This is a genomic window from Shimia thalassica (assembly GCF_001458215.1).
In the GTDB taxonomy this organism is placed as follows: Bacteria; Pseudomonadota; Alphaproteobacteria; order Rhodobacterales; family Rhodobacteraceae; genus Shimia; species Shimia thalassica.
Genome location: NZ_CYTW01000001.1, coordinates 1,380,585 through 1,398,478 on the forward strand (window position 1 = coordinate 1,380,585; position 17,894 = coordinate 1,398,478).

Annotated in this window: 15 protein-coding genes; 8 read left to right on the forward strand and 7 right to left on the reverse strand. The window is 55.6% G+C overall.

The genetic code is table 11. From position 1 onward, the window contains the following. Positions 1 to 90: 90 nt before the first annotated feature. From PH7735_RS06290 to PH7735_RS06300, 3 genes are all read right to left on the reverse strand, one after another. The gene (locus PH7735_RS06290) at positions 91 to 1,884 is read right to left on the reverse strand and encodes a DUF3604 domain-containing protein (RefSeq protein WP_058310425.1); all 1,794 of its coding nucleotides are present in this window, start codon (positions 1,882 to 1,884) and stop codon (positions 91 to 93) included. A gap of 64 nt (positions 1,885 to 1,948) precedes the next feature. Beyond that, complete coding sequence (locus PH7735_RS06295; protein ID WP_058310426.1) at positions 1,949 to 3,559, reverse strand: arylsulfatase; 1,611 nt, start codon at positions 3,557 to 3,559, stop codon at positions 1,949 to 1,951. Further along, positions 3,559 to 4,542: a SphA family protein gene (locus tag PH7735_RS06300; protein ID WP_145865273.1), complete on the reverse strand. Its 984-nt coding sequence runs from the start codon at positions 4,540 to 4,542 to the stop codon at positions 3,559 to 3,561. The genes PH7735_RS06295 and PH7735_RS06300 overlap by 1 nt, the downstream gene beginning before the upstream one ends. Positions 4,543 to 4,647: 105 nt before the next feature. Between PH7735_RS06300 and PH7735_RS06305 the strand changes: the two genes are divergently transcribed. Continuing rightward, complete coding sequence (locus PH7735_RS06305; protein WP_058310428.1) at positions 4,648 to 5,322, forward strand: Crp/Fnr family transcriptional regulator; 675 nt, start codon at positions 4,648 to 4,650, stop codon at positions 5,320 to 5,322. Positions 5,323 to 5,343: 21 nt separating this feature from the next. Here the strand turns inward: PH7735_RS06305 and PH7735_RS06310 are convergent, their stop codons facing one another. Beyond that, positions 5,344 to 8,277, reverse strand: coding sequence for a calcium-binding protein (locus PH7735_RS06310; RefSeq protein WP_058310429.1), 2,934 nt, complete (start codon positions 8,275 to 8,277; stop codon positions 5,344 to 5,346). 301 nt (positions 8,278 to 8,578) lie between these two features. Between PH7735_RS06310 and PH7735_RS06315 the strand changes: the two genes are divergently transcribed. The 4 genes from PH7735_RS06315 to PH7735_RS06330 all read left to right on the forward strand — a co-directional run bounded on the left by PH7735_RS06315 (position 8,579) and on the right by PH7735_RS06330 (position 12,344). After that, on the forward strand, positions 8,579 to 9,358 hold the full coding sequence (locus tag PH7735_RS06315) for a HalD/BesD family halogenase (protein WP_145865274.1): 780 nt from the start codon (positions 8,579 to 8,581) through the stop codon (positions 9,356 to 9,358). Positions 9,359 to 9,437: 79 nt separating this feature from the next. Further along, positions 9,438 to 9,701 carry a DUF3302 domain-containing protein gene (locus PH7735_RS06320; protein WP_058310430.1) on the forward strand — a complete coding sequence of 88 codons (264 nt, stop codon included), beginning with the start codon at positions 9,438 to 9,440 and terminating at the stop codon, positions 9,699 to 9,701. Next, positions 9,698 to 10,825, forward strand: coding sequence for an HlyD family secretion protein (locus PH7735_RS06325; protein ID WP_058310431.1), 1,128 nt, complete (start codon positions 9,698 to 9,700; stop codon positions 10,823 to 10,825). The genes PH7735_RS06320 and PH7735_RS06325 overlap by 4 nt, the downstream gene beginning before the upstream one ends. Before the next feature lie 247 nt (positions 10,826 to 11,072). Further along, positions 11,073 to 12,344 carry a calcium-binding protein gene (locus PH7735_RS06330; protein ID WP_058310432.1) on the forward strand — a complete coding sequence of 424 codons (1,272 nt, stop codon included), beginning with the start codon at positions 11,073 to 11,075 and terminating at the stop codon, positions 12,342 to 12,344. A 146-nt stretch (positions 12,345 to 12,490) separates the two neighbouring features. On the opposite strand, the gene PH7735_RS06335 is transcribed toward PH7735_RS06330, so the two are convergent. From PH7735_RS06335 to PH7735_RS06345, 3 genes are all read right to left on the reverse strand, one after another. Further along, complete coding sequence (locus tag PH7735_RS06335; protein WP_058310433.1) at positions 12,491 to 12,994, reverse strand: hypothetical protein; 504 nt, start codon at positions 12,992 to 12,994, stop codon at positions 12,491 to 12,493. Between the two features lie 83 nt (positions 12,995 to 13,077). Beyond that, the gene (locus tag PH7735_RS06340; RefSeq protein ID WP_058310434.1) at positions 13,078 to 13,563 is read right to left on the reverse strand and encodes a fasciclin domain-containing protein; all 486 of its coding nucleotides are present in this window, start codon (positions 13,561 to 13,563) and stop codon (positions 13,078 to 13,080) included. Positions 13,564 to 13,838: 275 nt separating this feature from the next. Continuing rightward, positions 13,839 to 14,753, reverse strand: coding sequence for an MYG1 family protein (locus PH7735_RS06345; RefSeq protein WP_058310435.1), 915 nt, complete (start codon positions 14,751 to 14,753; stop codon positions 13,839 to 13,841). Between the two features lie 360 nt (positions 14,754 to 15,113). Between PH7735_RS06345 and PH7735_RS06350 the strand changes: the two genes are divergently transcribed. The 3 genes from PH7735_RS06350 to PH7735_RS06360 all read left to right on the forward strand — a co-directional run bounded on the left by PH7735_RS06350 (position 15,114) and on the right by PH7735_RS06360 (position 17,845). Next, positions 15,114 to 16,430, forward strand: coding sequence for an alpha/beta hydrolase family protein (locus PH7735_RS06350; protein ID WP_233488273.1), 1,317 nt, complete (start codon positions 15,114 to 15,116; stop codon positions 16,428 to 16,430). 301 nt (positions 16,431 to 16,731) lie between these two features. Next, complete coding sequence (locus PH7735_RS06355) at positions 16,732 to 17,220, forward strand: peptidase associated/transthyretin-like domain-containing protein (protein WP_058310436.1); 489 nt, start codon at positions 16,732 to 16,734, stop codon at positions 17,218 to 17,220. 19 nt (positions 17,221 to 17,239) lie between these two features. Further along, complete coding sequence (locus PH7735_RS06360) at positions 17,240 to 17,845, forward strand: ferric reductase-like transmembrane domain-containing protein (protein WP_058310437.1); 606 nt, start codon at positions 17,240 to 17,242, stop codon at positions 17,843 to 17,845. Positions 17,846 to 17,894 lie beyond the last annotated feature (49 nt).

A 17,894-nucleotide genomic window follows, 5' to 3' on the forward strand; every position in this document is an offset into this window, starting at 1 on the left:
ACAAAACGGGCCCCCTGGCATCACCAAGGGGCCCGCTTGTTTTGATAGGGAAGGCGGGATGCTGGCACACCTCCGCACTTGAAAAGAGGTTTAGCTTTCGGGCGCGTACCAGATCGGCGAGCCCCAAGCGCGCTCCTGAATGGTGGCAGGCACATCTTCGAGCAGAGGCAGACCCGCGCGGACCGCATCATAGGTCGACCAGCGTGGTGTCGGAATTTCGATCACACGCGGATAATAAAAGGCGTTCTCTTGGGGATCAAAGTCTTCGTCTGTCCAGCTTCCGGCAAGGGTCGCACCACCGATGTCATTGGTGAACATGGCTGTCGCCAGATCGACTGTGTTTCCGACAGGTGACAGTTTGCCGGTCAGCGGATCAATCTTGCGCGCGCCGGACCAGACAACATCAATGATCTTTTCGTTGACGTCTCCGTATATATCGACCCAGCCCTTGATGATCTGGATACGGTCAAGGTTGGCGCCCTGAGGGTCTTTTTCGGCATAGACCGTAAAGGTTGGCGCGCTTGGCAGTGAAGGCAGATTGCCCCCCATTGGAGTGCCCAGAAGATATCCTTCTTCGGCCATGGCGATTGGATCAGAGGGATCAGACAGACCGACGCCGCCAAACATGCGCACCTTGATGCGGGGGCCAGAGGTCGCAAAGGTTTCACGGCGTTTCATGGCATCCCAGATCGCGGCACGTGTGTTTTCGGTGGCCCAGACGCCACCGATGGACCCGATGGAAAGGTCCTGACCATCAATCCAGCCTGCAACGCTTCCGGTACGGCGGCGCTCGACAGAGCCGTCTTCCGGCCCATGTGCCCCATCAAACGAGTCTTCGGCGACGGCCGACATCAGCCCGTTGTGATTATCCGTGCCCCCCATAAACCCGTATTTGAAAGGGTTCACCCCAAGCGCGAATTCATAGGAAATGCCTTCGATAAGACCCCCGCGGACGAAATCGCGCTGTCGGAAGATGCGTCCTGAGTTTTTCTGGATGGAATCTGCGTTTTCAAAGCCGGCAAATTCATCGGCTGCCCAGAATTTGCGGTGCACTTCCGAGTTGCCTTTGACCTGCATCATCTCAATCAGGGGTTCGTAATACTGGCGAGTGCGGGCGTAATCGAGATCCATGGCGTTCCCGAAACTGTCAGTGTCGGGGAACATGCGCCCTTTCGAGGCGTTGGAATTGTGCGGGATCGCCAAAAGCTTGCGCCCTTCGGATTCTTGCGCCTTCATCCATGCCCAGAGGTTTTCTTCTTTGTTGATGTCGATATAGCTCGGGACGGACGCGGGCACGTTGTCATCGCGAAACAAAACATTGCGGTGCAGGTTTGCGCCATTCGGGGCGGCGGACCATTCGAACCCGATAAGTGCGGTGAAGTTGCCGGGATCATTGGCTTGTTCTGCGGCTTCGACGATCAATTGCCATGCGGATTTCGCGGTTGCTGGTCCGGCAAAGAAGGGCGGGTGCTGGGGCGTTGCGGACCGGTTCGACGAAACCACATATTTGATGAACCAGTTCTGGCGTTCCTCGATATCCGTCAGACCGCGAAGGGCCACAAGGTCTTCGTTATCATGCCCCGGGGCGTCTTCGAACATGGTCGAATACATCTCGCCGATGTATTCGGCGTGGTCGGTCACAGCGGCAAAATCCAGCGGGCGTTTGTGCTGGGCGACCGTGCCATCGGGAAGGGTCACAGCCTCGCCTTTGGCGAAAGCCAGCGAGTCCGCAGGCATCAGGCGGGTCCCGCCGATATAGGCGTCCAAGGAAAACGCCGTGTGCATGTGTGTTTCACCAAAATAGGCGTTGCGCAGGGGATTGGGATCTGCAGTTGCAAGGGTCGCTACGGTACAAAGCGCAGTGGCAAGAAAAAACGGTTTCATGAACTGGGTTCCTTGTTCGGTATGACCATCAAGGCCACAGCGTTGAGGTTATATGTGTGGTGTGTCAAAGGCCAAGATCCTTGGGAGGGAACTTCTTAAAGGTCGCGGCGTGCGCCTTGAGTTCCGCGCCGAGCGAAGCCGTCCATGCGTTCATACGATGACCCACGGGGTATTCTTCTTTCGGGTCGACATAGAGATTGAAAAGCCAAGGGGCGAGACCGGTTGGCACGACGGTTGCCATATCGATCCACAGGAACTTTTCCTGAGCCATGGCGACAAACAGATGGGCTTTGTATTCCCGCATCCGCATTGCCGTCAGTTTTGACCCCAACCAGTTATAGACATGCTCGCGCAGGCTCTCGCCATTATCGGCCAGCAGGAACGAAGTCTGATCGACGCCGTCATAGTAACGGTCATTTGGCAGGTCGGCGAATGAAACACCGCCCAAGGTCAGAGAGGTATTGAACAGGTCCATCAGGTCAAACAAACCATCCGACGTGCGCCCGGGCTCGATCATACCTTTCCAATAGGCAATTCCGGGCACGCGCACGCCACCTTCCCATGTTGTGCCCTTGGCCCCGCGAAAGGGGGTGTAACCACTGTCCGGCCAGCTATCCATCTGGGGGCCGTTGTCGGAAGTGAAAAACACGAAGGTCTCTTCCAAGAGGCCCAGCGTCTCTAGTTTTGCCATGATGTCACCGACATAGGCGTCCACTTCGACCAGATTATCGCGGTAGGGAAACTTGGACGCCGATTTTCCAACAAACTCTTTGCTGGGAAAGTTGTCGGCGTGCAGTTTCATAAAGGAATGGGACAGGTAGAACGGTTTGTCACCCTGTGCCAGCTCTTCCAGACGCTTGAGAGTGTAGTCGCGCAGCATCTTGTCGCCTTCGGCCATTTTCTCAATCGAATCAATGTTTTCGATGACCTGAGTGGTGCCGTCTTTTTGGCCGAAGATCAGGTTGTTGTCCGATCCGATCGAATGATAGCGGGCAAGTTTGTCTTCATCGAGAACAAGATCGGGAAACCGCATCTGGTACACGTCTTGAGTGTATTCCTTTTGGGCTTTGTAGAACCCGTAAAATTCGTCAAATCCAACATCATGGGGGCGCATGCCTTCGCCCTCGCCAATGTGCCACTTGCCGACCAGCATGGTGTGGTATCCTGCGTCCGAGAGCAGACCCGCGACGCTCAATTCCCCCTCCCAAGGGTTTTGTTTGATGTTGTCACCCGCAAGGATCGGGCGGATGAGGCCGGTGCGCATTGGCAACCGACCGGTATAGATTGCGGCGCGTGTTGGGGTGCAGGTGTATTGCGAATAGGTCGACGTCAGCCGCAAACCTTCTGCTGCGAGGTCGTCAATATGCGGTGTGGCGGCGCCGATAACCTCGCCGCCTCCGTATACCCCGGGATCACCAAACCCCATATCATCCACGATGAATATCAGGATGTTGGGCTTTTTACCGGTCTTCGCCTCGAATGCGGCAAGCTTTTCAGCAGCCAGAGCATCTTGTTCGGGGCGGGGAATGGCCGGTTGCATATAGTCGTTTTGCGCAACTGCACGGCTTAGTTTCGAGGCGGGCGGCGGCGCATCCTGAGCCCAAGCATCGTTTACAAGCACAGATGAACACACAAGTGCCACGGCCGTGCACATTGGCTTCAAAGAAAAAAACATCAGAACACCACTCCTACTGTGAGCCAGAACTTGTCGCTTTCAAATCGACGCTTTGCGCCAAATTCGGAAATATACTTTGCCTTGAAGGTTACAGGCGTGCTGGCAATTGTCGTGGACCAAGACACAATGGGGCCGATCCCGAACACGCGTGCCTCAAGGCTGTTTGCGCCCAGCAACGCCTTGGTCGCATCGGCGCCCGCGCCACTGTCGTCACCGATCTGGTGATAGGCGTATCCGGTCAGCCCCAGCGCCAGCTTGTTGGGCAGGTGGCGCATTACGGTTGCCTCAAGGTGGGCCTCGGGCGCGGATTGGTAGTCTGTCGCGTCATTTTTCGCACTAAAGGTGATCCCGAAGGCGCCGGTCACTTCCCAGCCAGACGCAGGATCAAACCATGTCATGGACACTGTCGGATCAAAGGCAAACCTGTTTTTACTGGCATTCAACGCATCAACCGTCCGGTTGGCGACATCAACGCTGGTGCTTTGGTAATGGCCCGTCGGCAAAAAGAACTGAAGCGCCAAAGTCGTGTGCAGCTTGTCTTTGTTCCAGTTGAACAGTGGGGTGACCGTCATGTCCCCCAAGGCCTGTTCGCCCGTGTCATGCAAGGTGCCGGAAAATCCCGAACTCAACTCGCCCGAATAGACGCCGTTCGCAGAGACATAGGGCAGGTTCACATTAAGCCCGAGACGCGTGTTGCCCCATGTCGCATCGAAGACATGGGTGAAATTGAACTTGTAGGTAAAGACATCAACCTCGGGATCGGTGACGACCACGCCCCCTGCGGACAAGCTTGGGGCCGTGCCATTGAAGAAGACAAAATCATTGTTCCAGTAGCTGCCCGCTGGCGGCAACATGCCCGCCATGCTGTCCCGGCTTCCAAGTAGATAGGCCTCGATACCACCCTCGACTGCCCAGGCCTGCACCGGAAGCGAAATCAGGAGACCCAAAGAAACCGCCTTGAAATAGGAGGATTTGTTGTTCATTGCGCGCGCGCTTTCAAAATTGTGAATGTCAAAATCTTGTTTTTTAAAGCGTAAGCCGAAAGAGTGATTTGAAATGTCCAATTTGAGACTTTTGGAGTTCACGAAATGTTACAGCTTTTAAAGGCACAAGAAGAGTTGACGCAAAACTCGCCGTGGCTCGCAGCCATCGGGCCAGAGTTGACCAACAGTCTGATGTCTTGTGCACAGCTGTCGCGGGTCAAACAGGGGGCCAATGTATACGCGCTCGGGGATGATGACGGATGTATCTACGGGCTGTCGGAGGGGGCCGTGGGCATTCAGGTTGACGATGCGGATACAGGCGTCGCCATCGGGCATGTATTCGGTCAAGGCGCATGGTTCGGAGAAGCCTCGGCGATCACCGGCAAACCGCGTCTGATTGGCGCGCATGCACTTGTCGAATGCACCTTGTTGCGGGTCTCCAAAAGCAATCTGACACGTTTGGAAGCAACCCATCCGCAAATCTGGCGGGCTTTGGGGGTGCTTGCCGTGATGAACACAGCGGTCGGAATTCAGATTGCGCGCGATCTGATGGTGCTTGACGGTAAGGCGCGATGCCTGTCCACGCTGTCGCGGATTGCCGTGACCTTTGGACAGGCCAGAATTATTCCGCTGACGCAAAAACAATTGGCCGAGGCCTGCCGTTTGTCCAGAAGCAGCTTTGCCAAAATTCTGGCGGAACTGGAAAGCGAAGGGGCGGTTGAGCGTAAATACGGCAAGCTGATCGTGAAGGATCTCTCGCAGCCAGATGCACAACAATAGTCAACCGCCCTTTAGCGCCCTTTAGGTCAACAAATCAAAAACGTCGCCGCCGATTTGCAGGTTGATAGAGGCTTGGCCGTCCCCGTCGACCAAAGCCCACATAATTTGGCCGGTTGGACGATAGATCACGAAAGCTTCTTCCACACTGTCATCACCGGACCGTTCGCCCTCTGCGGTGGCTGTGTGGGTGGTGTTGACCTGAAACTGGCTGCGGGTTGCAGCGGCGTTACCAAATTGCAAGATGTCTCCTTCAGCGGCGTAATAATCCTGAACCCAGTCCGATCCGTGATCAAAAATGCCAAGGTGGAAGAAACGGTCTGCGCCTGACCCGCCATTCAGCAAGTCGTGACCAAAGCCACCGTTTACAAAGTCGTCGCCGGCCCCGCCAAACATCTGGTCAGCATAGGCCGACCCTGTCAGTGTGTCATTGCCGGTGCCACCAATAACAGTATCAGCACCAAAACCTCCTGCTATCGAGTCATCTCCAGCGTCGCCGCGCAATTCGTCGTTACCATGGCTTCCTTGGATAACATCGTCATCTGCGCCGCCGTAAATGACATCGCGCAAATCGCCTTCGCCCTCTCCGCCTAGCAGGGTGTCGTTTCCGTCACCCCCGATCAATGTGTCCGTGCCAAGACCCCCTTGCAAACTGTCGTCACCGGCGTTGCCGCGTAACATATCGTTTCCATCGCCTCCCGCGAGTGTATCTGGGCCGGCCCCACCATCCAGCGTATCCTCGCCCGAGGTGCCGGTCTGATCCGTTCCGACAAGTTCCAGGATCTGGTTATAGGTCAGCGTTGTATCGGTGAATTCGAAAATCTCGACGGATTCAAGCTGATCGACGCCGTCGACAGAAGTAATTTCGATCCTGTCGATAAGGTCATCGTAGGTGACGTGGATGTCAGTAGAGGCGGCATCGAACACGGCTGTATCCTGACTGCCCCAGGCCCCGCCCAGAAAATCATTACCGCGACCGCCAACCAGAGTGTTATCACCAGACCCGCCAAACAGCATGTCATCACCGGCCAAGCCTTGCATCAAATCGCCTTGGGATTCACCGTTCAGCACATCGTCACCCGAGGTTCCAACAATCAGTTGGCCGAGTTCATTAAACAGCCGGCTCTTCCAGATGAACGTGTGAAGAAACTGGAACTGTTCCACGTTTGTAATTTGGTCCACTTCGCCGTCACGGTGGATGAATTGCGTTGTGTCATCTCCTGAAATAAGGAAGTCACTCGGCCCACTGTTGTAAACAACCACATCACGTTCATTGCTGCCGGAGAGCAAACCTGTTCCACCGTCTATCGTGTCATTGCCTGCGCCGCCGTGAAACTCGTCATTCCCCAATCCACCAGACAAGGCGTCGGCGCCATCTCCACCGATAAGGGTGTCATGCCCGCTGCCACCGGTAAGGGATTCGCCGCCATCGCCCGCCTCGAACAGCCAGTTCCACTGTGCGAGGTCGTCAAAATCATAAGTGTCGTCTTCGCGGGCGTCTGAATCACGGAAGCGGAACAATTCGATATCCGAGAGAAGATCGACACCTTCTTCGGTTGTCACGGTTAACTCGTTCTGAGACCCTGAAAAAACGGCACTGTGTGTTCGAGAGTTGAAAAGGGCCGTGTCCTGACCATCTCCACCTTCCAGGGTGTCGTCGCCCGCGCCACCTTCGAGATAATCGTCTTCGTCGCCGGCAGACAACAGATCATTGCCACCATCACCAAACAACCATTCTGCCCCGTCGGTACCAGAGATCGTGTCATCGTTTGCCGTTCCCGAAAGGGTGTGCAGCAAGATCTGAAACTGGTCGTTTTGCTGCCCGCCCCAAAGGGTTGCCAACGCGCCGTTGTTCAGTACCGCCAGTTCAGTGCCCCACTCGTGCCCCGCCGGATTTTGGGCCAGATTGAACGTCTCACCACGCGCAGAGCCGTCATCGTTAAATACCCGTGCTACAACTTCGCTTGTCGAATCCTCAGAGTTCATTGTGGAGGTTCTGGAGGCGATAAACCCACCATCAGGCAAAGCAACGATTGAGGTGGCAGCCCCGCTGGTCGAGCTCGTATCACCGGCGAAGGGGCTAAACACTGCTCCGATGGCTTGACCTGTTGAACTGAAAATCCTTCCGTAAATCTCGTTTACGGCATCTGCTTCATGCCAGAGCGCGACAAAGTTTCCGTTTGCCAGACCTGTCAGTGAAGCATCTTGTTGATTCGCTGTTCCGGCCTCATACAATAGAAAGTCTTCGCCCCGAGGAGACCCGTCTGAATCAAAGACGCGGCCGCGCACACCAGAGATTGTTTCATAGTCTTCGTCACCGGAAAAACTGGATTGCCAGGCGACGGCAAAGCCGCCATCGGCCAACGCTGAAATGGCACCTTCAACGTGATATCCACGATCCCATGTCTCAACGACAATTTCATTGCCGGAAAGGTTCCCTTCGTTGGTGAAAACCTGTGCATGAAGAACTCGCCCATTGGGCACCTCTGTGGACCAGCTTACGGCATAATTTCCGCCTTCGAGGGCCGCGATTTGAGGTAATTGCTGGGATCCAAGTGTATTGGTGTTAACTTGGAAAACCGGGCTTTGAATGACGCCTTGCGAGTCGAAGGTGCGTCCGAAAATGCCGGTCGTTCCCCCATAGCCGTCAATGTAGTCAACATATTCCTGCCAAACGATTGCAAAGCCACCGTCGTCAGCGGCGGCAACAGAGGGATGCAGTGGAAGAAGTGTCTGATCGCCGGCCGCGATTTCAATGGCTTCGCCGCGTTCTGAACCGTCAGAATTGTAAACCTGCGCTCGTACACGATAAATGCCGTCCGTGTAGTAACCACTGTTATACCAAGTCAGGACATAGCCACCGTCAGACAAAGCAGCGATGTCCCCTACATTTGCTGTGCCACCTGACTCGACAGAAGGGATGTAGGTATCGTCTAGGATTGGTTGATAAACGGTCATCTGAGTCCTCCACTCTGGTTGCACACAATTTTAGTCCGTTAACGGTTTGTTAACCTTGATGCACGTCATCGATAGCACATCACATTTATTTATTTGAATGTTTTTTTGAGGTCGGGGGAAAGATGACACACAAACCGACGATACCCTTTCGCCGGTCTGTAGTTGCGGGCATCCTCACTTTGAAAAACGTCTGTACGTGTGTGAGACCCAAAACCGGACAACATCATTCCTTTTGGTCCGTTGGGAAAGATGGTCTACTGGAACCGACCCCAAATTGCATTTCACGGACAGAGGACAATCCATGGAGTTGAACGAGATTCTGGACTTGGGCACTTATCCCATTTCTGATCCGGCCTTTCGGGCTTCTTGCAAGGCGACCTATGACAAAACCGGCGTGCTTGTGATGCCGCAGTTTGTCACCCCTGAAGCAATTCTCACGGTTCATGCCGAAGGACAGGAAAATCAGGACAAGGTTTTTGCAAAGACGGAACGCCACACGGTTTACCTGAGTGCGCCTGATCCCGCGCTTGATGAAAACCACCCGCGCAACAGGCTTGTTGTGTCGTCAAAGGGCTGCATTACAGATGATTTGATGCCTCGGGACTCGGCCTTGCGGACGCTTTACAACGACGCGAGCTTCAGGGATTTCCTGTGCGATGTCTTGGGAGAGCAGGCGCTTTATGAATATGCGGACCCTTTGTCGTCGATCAATCTGCACTTTGCCAAAACGGGACAGGAACTGGGATGGCACTTTGACAACTCCTCGTTTGCGATCACGTTGATGGTGCAGGCGCCGGAACGGGGCGGGGCCTTTGAATATGTGAGCGATGTGCGCGACGCTGACGCCGGAGAGATGGGATACGAGGTCGTTGCGGATATTCTGGACGGCCGTGCAGAGGTTCAACAGTTGCATGCAGACGCTGGAACGCTTGTGATCTTTCGGGGCCGTAATTCCATACACCGCGTGGCCCCAAACGAAGGGGACCGCACGCGCATGCTGGCAGTGCTGGCCTATAATACCGAACCAGGGGTTGCGCTGTCAGAAGAAGCACGGATGACGTTTTACGGCCGCAGAGGTTAAGGCCCGCGCCGCTGGTCCTATTTTTCTTTGGACAACGCAGGTGTCGGGGTAACGTGCCTTATCGGGTGGAGGATTCTTTGTGAGCGGATTGGATATTTTTGCGTGGATTGTGTTGGTCGTGCTGATCGCGACAGTGATCACAATCTTTGTTTTCTTGGCAATGCTACCGGGGCGTATCGCGAAACAGCGAAACCATCCCCAACAAGAAGCGGTGAATGTGGCGGGATGGCTTGGGGCGATTGCAATGGGGGTCTTTTGGCCGCTTGCTCTGGTCTGGGCTTTTTATGTCTATCCGGGTCAGGCACTGCCAACCCCTGATGCTGATGGGGAGGCTGCGCAATGATCGTCTTTCTTACCCTGATCTACGTCGCTCTTTTGTTCGTGCTGATGCGCATGAAGGTTATCCCGAACACCAAGGCCGTCTGGTCTACGACGGGTGTTTGGATCGTCCTTCTGACGATCTTCCTGTTTATCCCGATGCAGTGGGGCGCCCCGTCAGGACAGGCCCGTGTGCTGACACGTGTGGTGCAGATCGTTCCGAATGTGTCGGGACAGGTGGTCGATATCCAGACCAAGCCAAATGTCCAGATGAAGCAGGGCGACGTTCTGTTCAACATTGATCCTGTCCCTTTTCAGCAGGCAGTAGACCTTGCCGAAGCCAATCTTGTCCGGATCAAATCGCAGGCTGATCAGGATCTGGAAGCCCTCAAAAGCACGGAAGCCAGCCTGCGTCAGGCAACAGCGCAACAAGATCTCGCCCAAGCGCGATTTGATGACGACAAAGAGCTTGTCGAAAAGGGCGTCTATTCCGAGAACCGTCTGGAACGCCGTGAAAGCGATCTGGATCAGGCCAGAGCCGCAGTGGATTCTGCCAGTGCTGCGGTACGCCGCGCCGAGTCCGAACTGGGCTCGATCATGCCGGATGGTAAAGTCGCCAAGGTTGCAGAAGCAGAAACCCGTCTGGAACAGGCCCTTTGGAACTTGGACCAAACCACCGTGCGCGCGCCTGTCGACGGATACAGCACGAATTTGGCCCTGTCGGTTGGGCACCGTGTCGTGAACCTTCCGCTGGCGCCATCGCTTGCGTTTGTGAATACGGCCGAAACCCGCCCCGTGGCGCAGATCCACCAGATCTATTTGCGTCATGTGAAACCGGGTCAGTTGGTTGAAATGGCCATGAAAACACGCCCCGGCCATGTGATTTTCGGCACGGTTGAAAGCGTTGTTCCCGTCGTTTCGGGAGGGCAGGTGCAAGTCTCTGGTTCCGTTGCTGCGGCCACACAGGTCGCGGCGGAACCTTTCATGGTCCGGATCACGGTCACCGACCCAAACGATAACAAATTCCTCGGGCCGGGATCTGTCGGTACTGTGGCGATCTACACCGAAACGATGGGGGCAACCCATATCATTCGTAAGGTGATGATCCGGATGACAGCAATCATGAACTATCTGAACCCGGCATTGTAAACGCGCATTCATTTGGGCCGGTTGAGGCCCAAAAACACCAAGTTTACCAGCCTGTTAGCCTTGTGTCTCTTGGGCATTATAGGCCAGTAAGTGCCTCTCGGTCCAAGCGCCAAAGCGATTGATGCGCGCACTGTGACATGGTCACGTGACTTGATTGATAGTCAAAACGGTTGCATCGTGCCCTATCGGGCGCACGACCCAAAACAGCCTGCGACGTTTTTGAAGAAATTTATTGGAGGGCAGCGGTATGGCTGGGTACGCCTATACAAACGTTTATTCATTGGAAAACATCCGTCTCGGCTATAGCGCGGACCTGTTGGTGAAAACATCCGGGCACGGAACCGGCGGGAGCATTCGCGAGATACCGGCGGACCGTCAGTCAAACTTTTTGGCCGTAGGTGAGACGCTGCTTTGGGATGGTACATCGATCCTGTTCTTTAACGACGACGTGAATGTGCGCTTTGCAGGATTTGCCGGTGGGTCTGGTGGTATCGTTGTAACGACAGCGCGCGACGAAGGCTCTTATGGGTCGGCCTACCTTCTAACACCCTTGGAATTCGCGGCAGGAGATGAGGTCGAAGTCTATGCCTCTGACCGCGATTGGTTTGGCCCTGCCATTCTGGAGGCCGGCACAACCGGTGACGACCTGATCTTTGGCAGCACGGGATTTGACACGCTCTCTGGCGACGCGGGCGCAGATACCATCGAGGGCAATGACGGCAATGATAGCCTCTCGGGGGGCGCGGGGGATGACAGCCTGTCCGGCGGTGCCGGAGAAGATACGATCTGGGGCAACGAAGGTTCGGATACGTTATTGGGCGGTGATGATAGCGACACGGTTTACGGCAATGACGGCAACGATCGAATTGACGGGGGCGACGGCAACGACAGCCTGTTCGGGGGCAATGGCTCTGATACGATCATCGGTGGCGAAGGCGACGACACGATCCAAGCCGGCGAAGATGCACAGGACCGGCGGGATGTGGTCTATGGCGGCGCTGGCAACGACTCGATCGACGGCGGATACGGCAATGACGAGCTGCGCGGGGACGCGGGCCATGATACCATTGCTGGTGGCTTTGGCGCTGACACCGTTATCGGAGGGGCAGGGGATGACACCCTGACCGGCAGCGCCTTCGCCGATCAGATTTTTGGCGGGGCTGGCGATGATTTTTTGAACGGCGGCTTCGGGCACGACCTGTTGAATGGCGGTGACGGAGCGGATCGCTTTTTCCATATTGGTATTTCGGATCACGGCTCGGACTGGGTACAGGATTATTCTGCGGCCAGCGGCGACATCCTGCAGTTTGGAATTGCAACGGCGACGGCAGATCAGTTCCAGATCAATACCGGTCACACCTCTACTCCGGCAGGGGAACGCTCCGGTGACAATATGATTGAAGAGGCCTTTGTGGTGTATCGCCCCACAGGACAAATCATGTGGGCCCTGGTTGACGGGGCGGGCCAAACATCGATCAACCTGCAAATCGGATCTGATGTGTTTGATTTGATGTTATAAACGCATAATTATCAAACCGCATTCAATTCACGTGAGGGTGCCGAAACGGTTTGGGTTTGGCCACGCCTTTTCACGTGGTCAGAGACGTCGAGACGCCGCAAGGCGACACGCAACAAAGATGGACTGGGTTGCGTGTCTTCGGGCGCTTAGGACATGCAGTCACCCGTTTTGACGGTGACCTTGGGGGTATCCCCGATCACTGCGGAATAGTTGTTGGCACCGACCTTCGCGGAAACGGTGGCCCCTTTCATTTCACTGCGCGACACGGTGATTTCACGCGCGCCCGCCGTATCGTCCACATCGATTGTGAACGCGACAGAGCCGTTCTGATCCAGGTTTTCCAACTGCAATGACACGACCTGATCGCCGTCTTTCACGTTCGGCAACTGAACCATATGGTCGCCGCCAAGCACCACTTCAAACGGCTGGAACACTTCAACGCCCGAGCCCGCGCCCGTCACATCGAAAATCAGCCCACCCTGAGATCCGGTTAAATCAATCGTGACCATGGCAGCATCAATCGGGCAGTTTCCGGTGTTGGTCACAACGAAACGGTCTTTCGGGGCGCCTTCAACGAATTCTACGTGCAAATCTGCCAAGCTGGGCGAAGCGAGCAAACAGGCGGCGGTCAGAAGGGGGAGGATTTTCATCAGAGGTGTCTCTTTCAAGTGTGGGGGGCGTTGTCCTGATATAGGCACCGTCACGGGACGGACGGCGCCCAAAGGATTTTGGGTCAGTTCGGCAGGATCACTGCGTCGATCACATGGATGACGCCATTTGATGCCTTGATGTCTGCGGTGATGACGTTTGCGCCATTAACGGTAACGCCGCCCTCGGTCATGATTTTTACATCACTGCCCTGAACGGTTGGGGCCATCATGTTGTTGCTCAGATCGCCGCTCATCACTTTGCCAGCCACCACGTGGTAGGTCAGGATCGATACAAGCTGATCTTTGTTTTCGGGCATCAAGAGGGACGCAACGGTGCCTTCGGGCAGGGCTGCAAAGGCCTCATCGGTCGGGGCGAATACGGTGAAAGGGCCTTCGCCTTTCAGGGTGTCCACCAAACCGGCAGCTTGAACTGCGGCGACGAGCGTGGAAAAGGACCCCGCTCCAACGGCGGTATCCACGATATCTTTCGAGTGACCATCTGCGAATGCAACGGTCGCGGATGCGAGGGCTGCGACGGATGTCAGGGCCAGAAAAGTACGACGGATCATAAAGTCTCTCCATGTTATCAAACCCAGCTCGGTGCTGGTGAAAGAGAGTACGCGGAGTGTTTGGGATCGGATCACATAAGAAAGTCCGGACCGTCTGAATTGTCTGGAAATTTGGTTTGAATGTCAAAAAATATAAATGAAAACAAAGGTTTTGACGCGCGATGAACTAAACGTGATCATGCGTAAATGGTCGTTCATTCAACAAGTACAAGGTCGCACCCCCCCGCCTTAACCGGCAAGGGAGCACTGTGTTTTCTGGTTCTTTCAACGTGGATCTAGGCGGCCTCCACTGCAATCCGAGCCATTTCAAGGATGGCCTCGCGAGAGTTGGCAACAGCAATAAAGCGGGCGTTGTGACAGAATTTTGCGCCTTTTACGCCAGAGGCCTCTTCCAGTGCGGCGTCTGTCAGTCCTGCCCAGCTTTCCGGAAGGTCTGCACGTTGATCAAAGGTGTCACCGGACAGTTTTATCCCGTTCAGCGTCCAGTCCTTGCCGCGTGGATTGACGACAAACAGCATGTGATCTGCGCCCGCTTTCTCAAGCGCCGAGCGATAGGGCATTCCCATAGGAAGCTCGAGAATAGGAGAGGTACCCGCTTTGGCGATGGCCTCTAAAACGAGGGTTTGCGAGCGCGCCTTTGCGGCAAGGTTGCGAATGAAGGCTTCGACAAAGGCCCGCGCAATCGGCAACGCCGCGAAAAAGGCGTCATCATCGGCGGTGGGGGATGTATCGTCAAACACCGGCTTCAGGCTTCCCAACAAAGACGGCAGGGTCAGGACGGAAAGCTCTCCTGCCACCGACGGGTCGATGGCGCCATTGTCCAGAAGATCGATCGGCAGGACGAACTTTTTGTCAAACGTCGTGTGGATGGTCTCGATATCATCGGCCGGCACGTCCAGCGCCGCGAGATACGCCGCGCCATAGTGTTTCCAGACCAGACCAAACGAGCTGTAGGGTTGCTCGTCTTCGCGCAATGGGCTTGGGCGCTGGTGATGATCGAAAATCTGTGCTTCGACATCGTAATCGCCGCCAACATCATAGATGATCTTGTTCGCTGCCGGTGTCAGCATCTCGCGATCGCGTGACCGGCGCAGGTCGGCTTGCGGATAAAGATGTGTGAGAATGACGGACGACAACAGTTCATCCGCATGAAAGCCGCCAGAATGGGTCACAAGTAGGTCGATTGTCATTGGAGGCTCCGAGAGTGTTGTGGAATGAGGGGGGCGGCTGTTCTGGCCGCTGATTTATGGGTCGAGCGCTGTCTTTTCAGTGTCGGGCGGTCAGATCAACAGTTTTATCTCTGAAACACTCTGGCGAGCGCCAGAAAAGTGCTGCGTCTGACGATTTGAGCACCTCAGCGTGGAATGCTGGCAAAGGGGTAGACCCCTGTATTTTGTCATGAAGTCCACACAAGCATGCACAATAACGGTGCTGTCGGGCCTCTTCTGTTTCGAGCGGCGACAGCGGTTTTCGTGCCCCAACGTCACATCACGAATACTTGCCCTGTCACATTGGCTCGCTACGGTAAAAGGCACAACGGGAGAGAAAACATGACACAACGCGCAATAACGACGATGCCGCTTGCCCTTGCTTTGGGTATGACGGGGAGTGTTCTGATGGCGGACAATCCGATTGATACGCAACTGCCCAATGCACCTGAACTGGCCGCTTATGGAGAGATGGCCGTCGGTGTGCGACAGCTTGAACTGGTCAACCCCGGACAGGTCGAAATCCTGTCGATTGACCCAACAGCGGACAAGCCCGAAACACTGCCAACGTATGACCGGCCCTTAACGGTGGAAATGTGGTATCCGGCCCAAGCGGGCGCGGCGGGCGACACCACAATGAAAGCGTTTTTGCGGGACGGAACCACCGAAGTCACGTTGACGGGCCGTGCGGTGCGTGACGCGGCACCCGCCGGAGAAGGGTATCCATTGGTTCTGATAAGCCACGGGTATCCCGGCAACCGTTTCCTGTTGTCGCATCTTGCGGAAAACATTGCTTCAAAAGGGTATGTGGTTGCCTCGATTGATCACACGGACAGCACCTATCGCACGCAGGCCGCCTTTGGGTCGACCTTGGTCAACCGGTCCCTCGATCAGTTGTTTGTACTAGAAGCGATGGCGCAGATAGCCGGTGCGGGCGGTGACTTTGCAGGCCTGTATGATGCAGAGAACACCGGATTGATCGGCTATTCCATGGGTGGCTATGGCGCAATCATTACCGCGGGTGGGGGCGTAACCGCTGCTTCTGTGGCGTATCCGTGGGGTGGGCCGCATGGCACGCTGGCAATCCATCAGGCCGGCAGCGACACCCACAACGCCCTGCCAGATGCGCGGATCAAAACTGCCGTGGCCTTTGGACCTTGGGGTATGAACGCAGGATTCTGGGACGCAGAGGGGCTGGCCGGTATCCAGATTCCGATGATGTTTATCGCAGGATCTGAGGACGACACGTCTCTTTATGAAAATGGTGTACGGGCAATATGGGAAAACGCTTCGGACATGCCACATGCTTTGTTGACCTATGTGAATGGCGGGCACAACTCTGGCGCCCCCATGCCAGCCCCGGCCGAGAGCTTTTATTTTAATGAAAGTAAAGGCTTTGACATCTCAGAGCACTATTCCGATCCGGTTTGGGACACGGTGCGCATGAACAACATTGCACAGCACTTTGTCACGGCATGGCTGGATGATCACCTGAAAGGTGACGCGGACAAAGCGGCTTATCTTGATCTGGTCGAGGACAGCAATGCTGGTGTCTGGTCCATGAACGAAGACGGAACCGAGAAAGAAGACCACACCTATTGGAAAGGGTTTCGTCAGGGAACCGCCAAGGGTTTGAAGTATGAGGTGAAGGGCAAGTAACGTCGCTCAAAGAACAACGTGTTTAGGGGCGCTCTGGCCATGGGTCAGGGCGCTTTTTTGTGCCCTCGCACGGGGCTTTGGGCCTGCACTCAAACAATGCGCAATAAGAAAGAGATGGGGACAGCCGTTTTTCTGTGCTTGGGGCCTGTTCGGTCTGGGCGATCACGTAACGTTGACCGGCTTTGGTGAATCCGGACCCCGCCAGTACTCGAAATCCTGAATTGACCTGCTACACTTGTCACCAGACCTGTTGGTCCCGAACCAGCGTACCATGTCAGGATTTCCAAGGAAGGAGAGCCGAATGCCCGAGAATTTATTCAACCGTCGATCGTTTCTCACCATTGGAGGGGCCTCTGTCGCGACTGTCGGGTCGGGGTTGCTTGTTCCTGCCCGCGCGAAAGGGCTTGATCCAACCCCCACGATGCGTGGCGGTGCCAACAACTATCGTCCGGGCGCGCCGGTTGTTTCGCGGATCGGAGGCGGCGGATTCTGGATGACAGGCACAGTGCGCCGTGCTGGAGACGGGGCGCCGCTTGGCGGACAACGTATCCAGATCTGGGCGCATACCACCGAGGGGCACGAGCGGGACAAACGCAGCCACGGCGCAACGTTGACCGATGCTTCGGGAGAGTTTCGTCTTGAGATGCCCCAGATCGTACCAGCCTTTGGTCAGGCGCACGGGCATCTGGCCTATGACAGCGGTGATTTCGAAACGGTATTTCTGCGCCCGGTGATGCGTAGTTCGAAAGACACCAGTTTGCGCGTGCATTTTGTTCTGAAGCCCGCCTGATGTGTACGCTTGTGGCGCGATGAGCTTGACGGGAAAGATTGTCTTTTGGAGCGCTCTTTGCGCGGTTCTGATGGGGACGTTTTATGAAGCCGCGACAAGCTCGTTGCTGGCTTGGCGCCAGCCCGTCTATATCGTGGCTGGTTTTGCAGGAATTGCGGCGATGGTGTTTTTGTTATGCCAGCCGCTGCTGATCAAAGGCTACGTTCCCGATTTGCCAAATGCGCAGGCCCGCAAGATACACCGCTGGTTTGGCGGCGGCCTTGTGGTGGCAATCGTTTTGCATGTTGCAGGCCTCTGGGTCACAAGCCCGCCTGATGTGGTTGACGCCCTTTTGTTCAGATCACCAACCCCGTTTTCGGTCTGGGGTGTGCTTGCTATGTGGGCTGTTTTTGCGGCGGCTTGTGTTGCCGTTCTACGCAGGCGGATCGGCCCGCGACTGTGGCGTGTTCTGCATATGATATTGGTCACGATCGTTGTTGGGGGCAGCGTTGTGCATGCCATGCGCATTGAGGGCTCTATGGGTATGACCTCAAAAGTGATCCTTTGTGGTCTTGTTCTTGGCGCCCTGATCAAAACGCTGGTCGATTTTCGGGGCTGGCGTGTCATGCCGCGTCGCAGGCCCTGAGGGCGCAAAGTACGCGACTTTGGGGGATGTGCATGCGCAAGGGGCGCGG

Coding starts and splice junctions, on each gene's coding strand:
- PH7735_RS06290 (WP_058310425.1), bottom strand. CDS start 1,884: ATGAAACCGTTTTTTCTTGCCACTGCGCTTTGTACCGTAGCGACCCTT.
- PH7735_RS06295 (WP_058310426.1), bottom strand. CDS start 3,559: ATGTTTTTTTCTTTGAAGCCAATGTGCACGGCCGTGGCACTTGTGTGT.
- PH7735_RS06300 (WP_145865273.1), bottom strand. CDS start 4,542: ATGAACAACAAATCCTCCTATTTCAAGGCGGTTTCTTTGGGTCTCCTG.
- PH7735_RS06305 (WP_058310428.1), top strand. CDS start 4,648: ATGTTACAGCTTTTAAAGGCACAAGAAGAGTTGACGCAAAACTCGCCG.
- PH7735_RS06310 (WP_058310429.1), bottom strand. CDS start 8,277: ATGACCGTTTATCAACCAATCCTAGACGATACCTACATCCCTTCTGTC.
- PH7735_RS06315 (WP_145865274.1), top strand. CDS start 8,579: ATGGAGTTGAACGAGATTCTGGACTTGGGCACTTATCCCATTTCTGAT.
- PH7735_RS06325 (WP_058310431.1), top strand. CDS start 9,698: ATGATCGTCTTTCTTACCCTGATCTACGTCGCTCTTTTGTTCGTGCTG.
- PH7735_RS06330 (WP_058310432.1), top strand. CDS start 11,073: ATGGCTGGGTACGCCTATACAAACGTTTATTCATTGGAAAACATCCGT.
- PH7735_RS06335 (WP_058310433.1), bottom strand. CDS start 12,994: ATGAAAATCCTCCCCCTTCTGACCGCCGCCTGTTTGCTCGCTTCGCCC.
- PH7735_RS06340 (WP_058310434.1), bottom strand. CDS start 13,563: ATGATCCGTCGTACTTTTCTGGCCCTGACATCCGTCGCAGCCCTCGCA.
- PH7735_RS06345 (WP_058310435.1), bottom strand. CDS start 14,753: ATGACAATCGACCTACTTGTGACCCATTCTGGCGGCTTTCATGCGGAT.
- PH7735_RS06350 (WP_233488273.1), top strand. CDS start 15,114: ATGACACAACGCGCAATAACGACGATGCCGCTTGCCCTTGCTTTGGGT.
- PH7735_RS06355 (WP_058310436.1), top strand. CDS start 16,732: ATGCCCGAGAATTTATTCAACCGTCGATCGTTTCTCACCATTGGAGGG.
- PH7735_RS06360 (WP_058310437.1), top strand. CDS start 17,240: ATGAGCTTGACGGGAAAGATTGTCTTTTGGAGCGCTCTTTGCGCGGTT.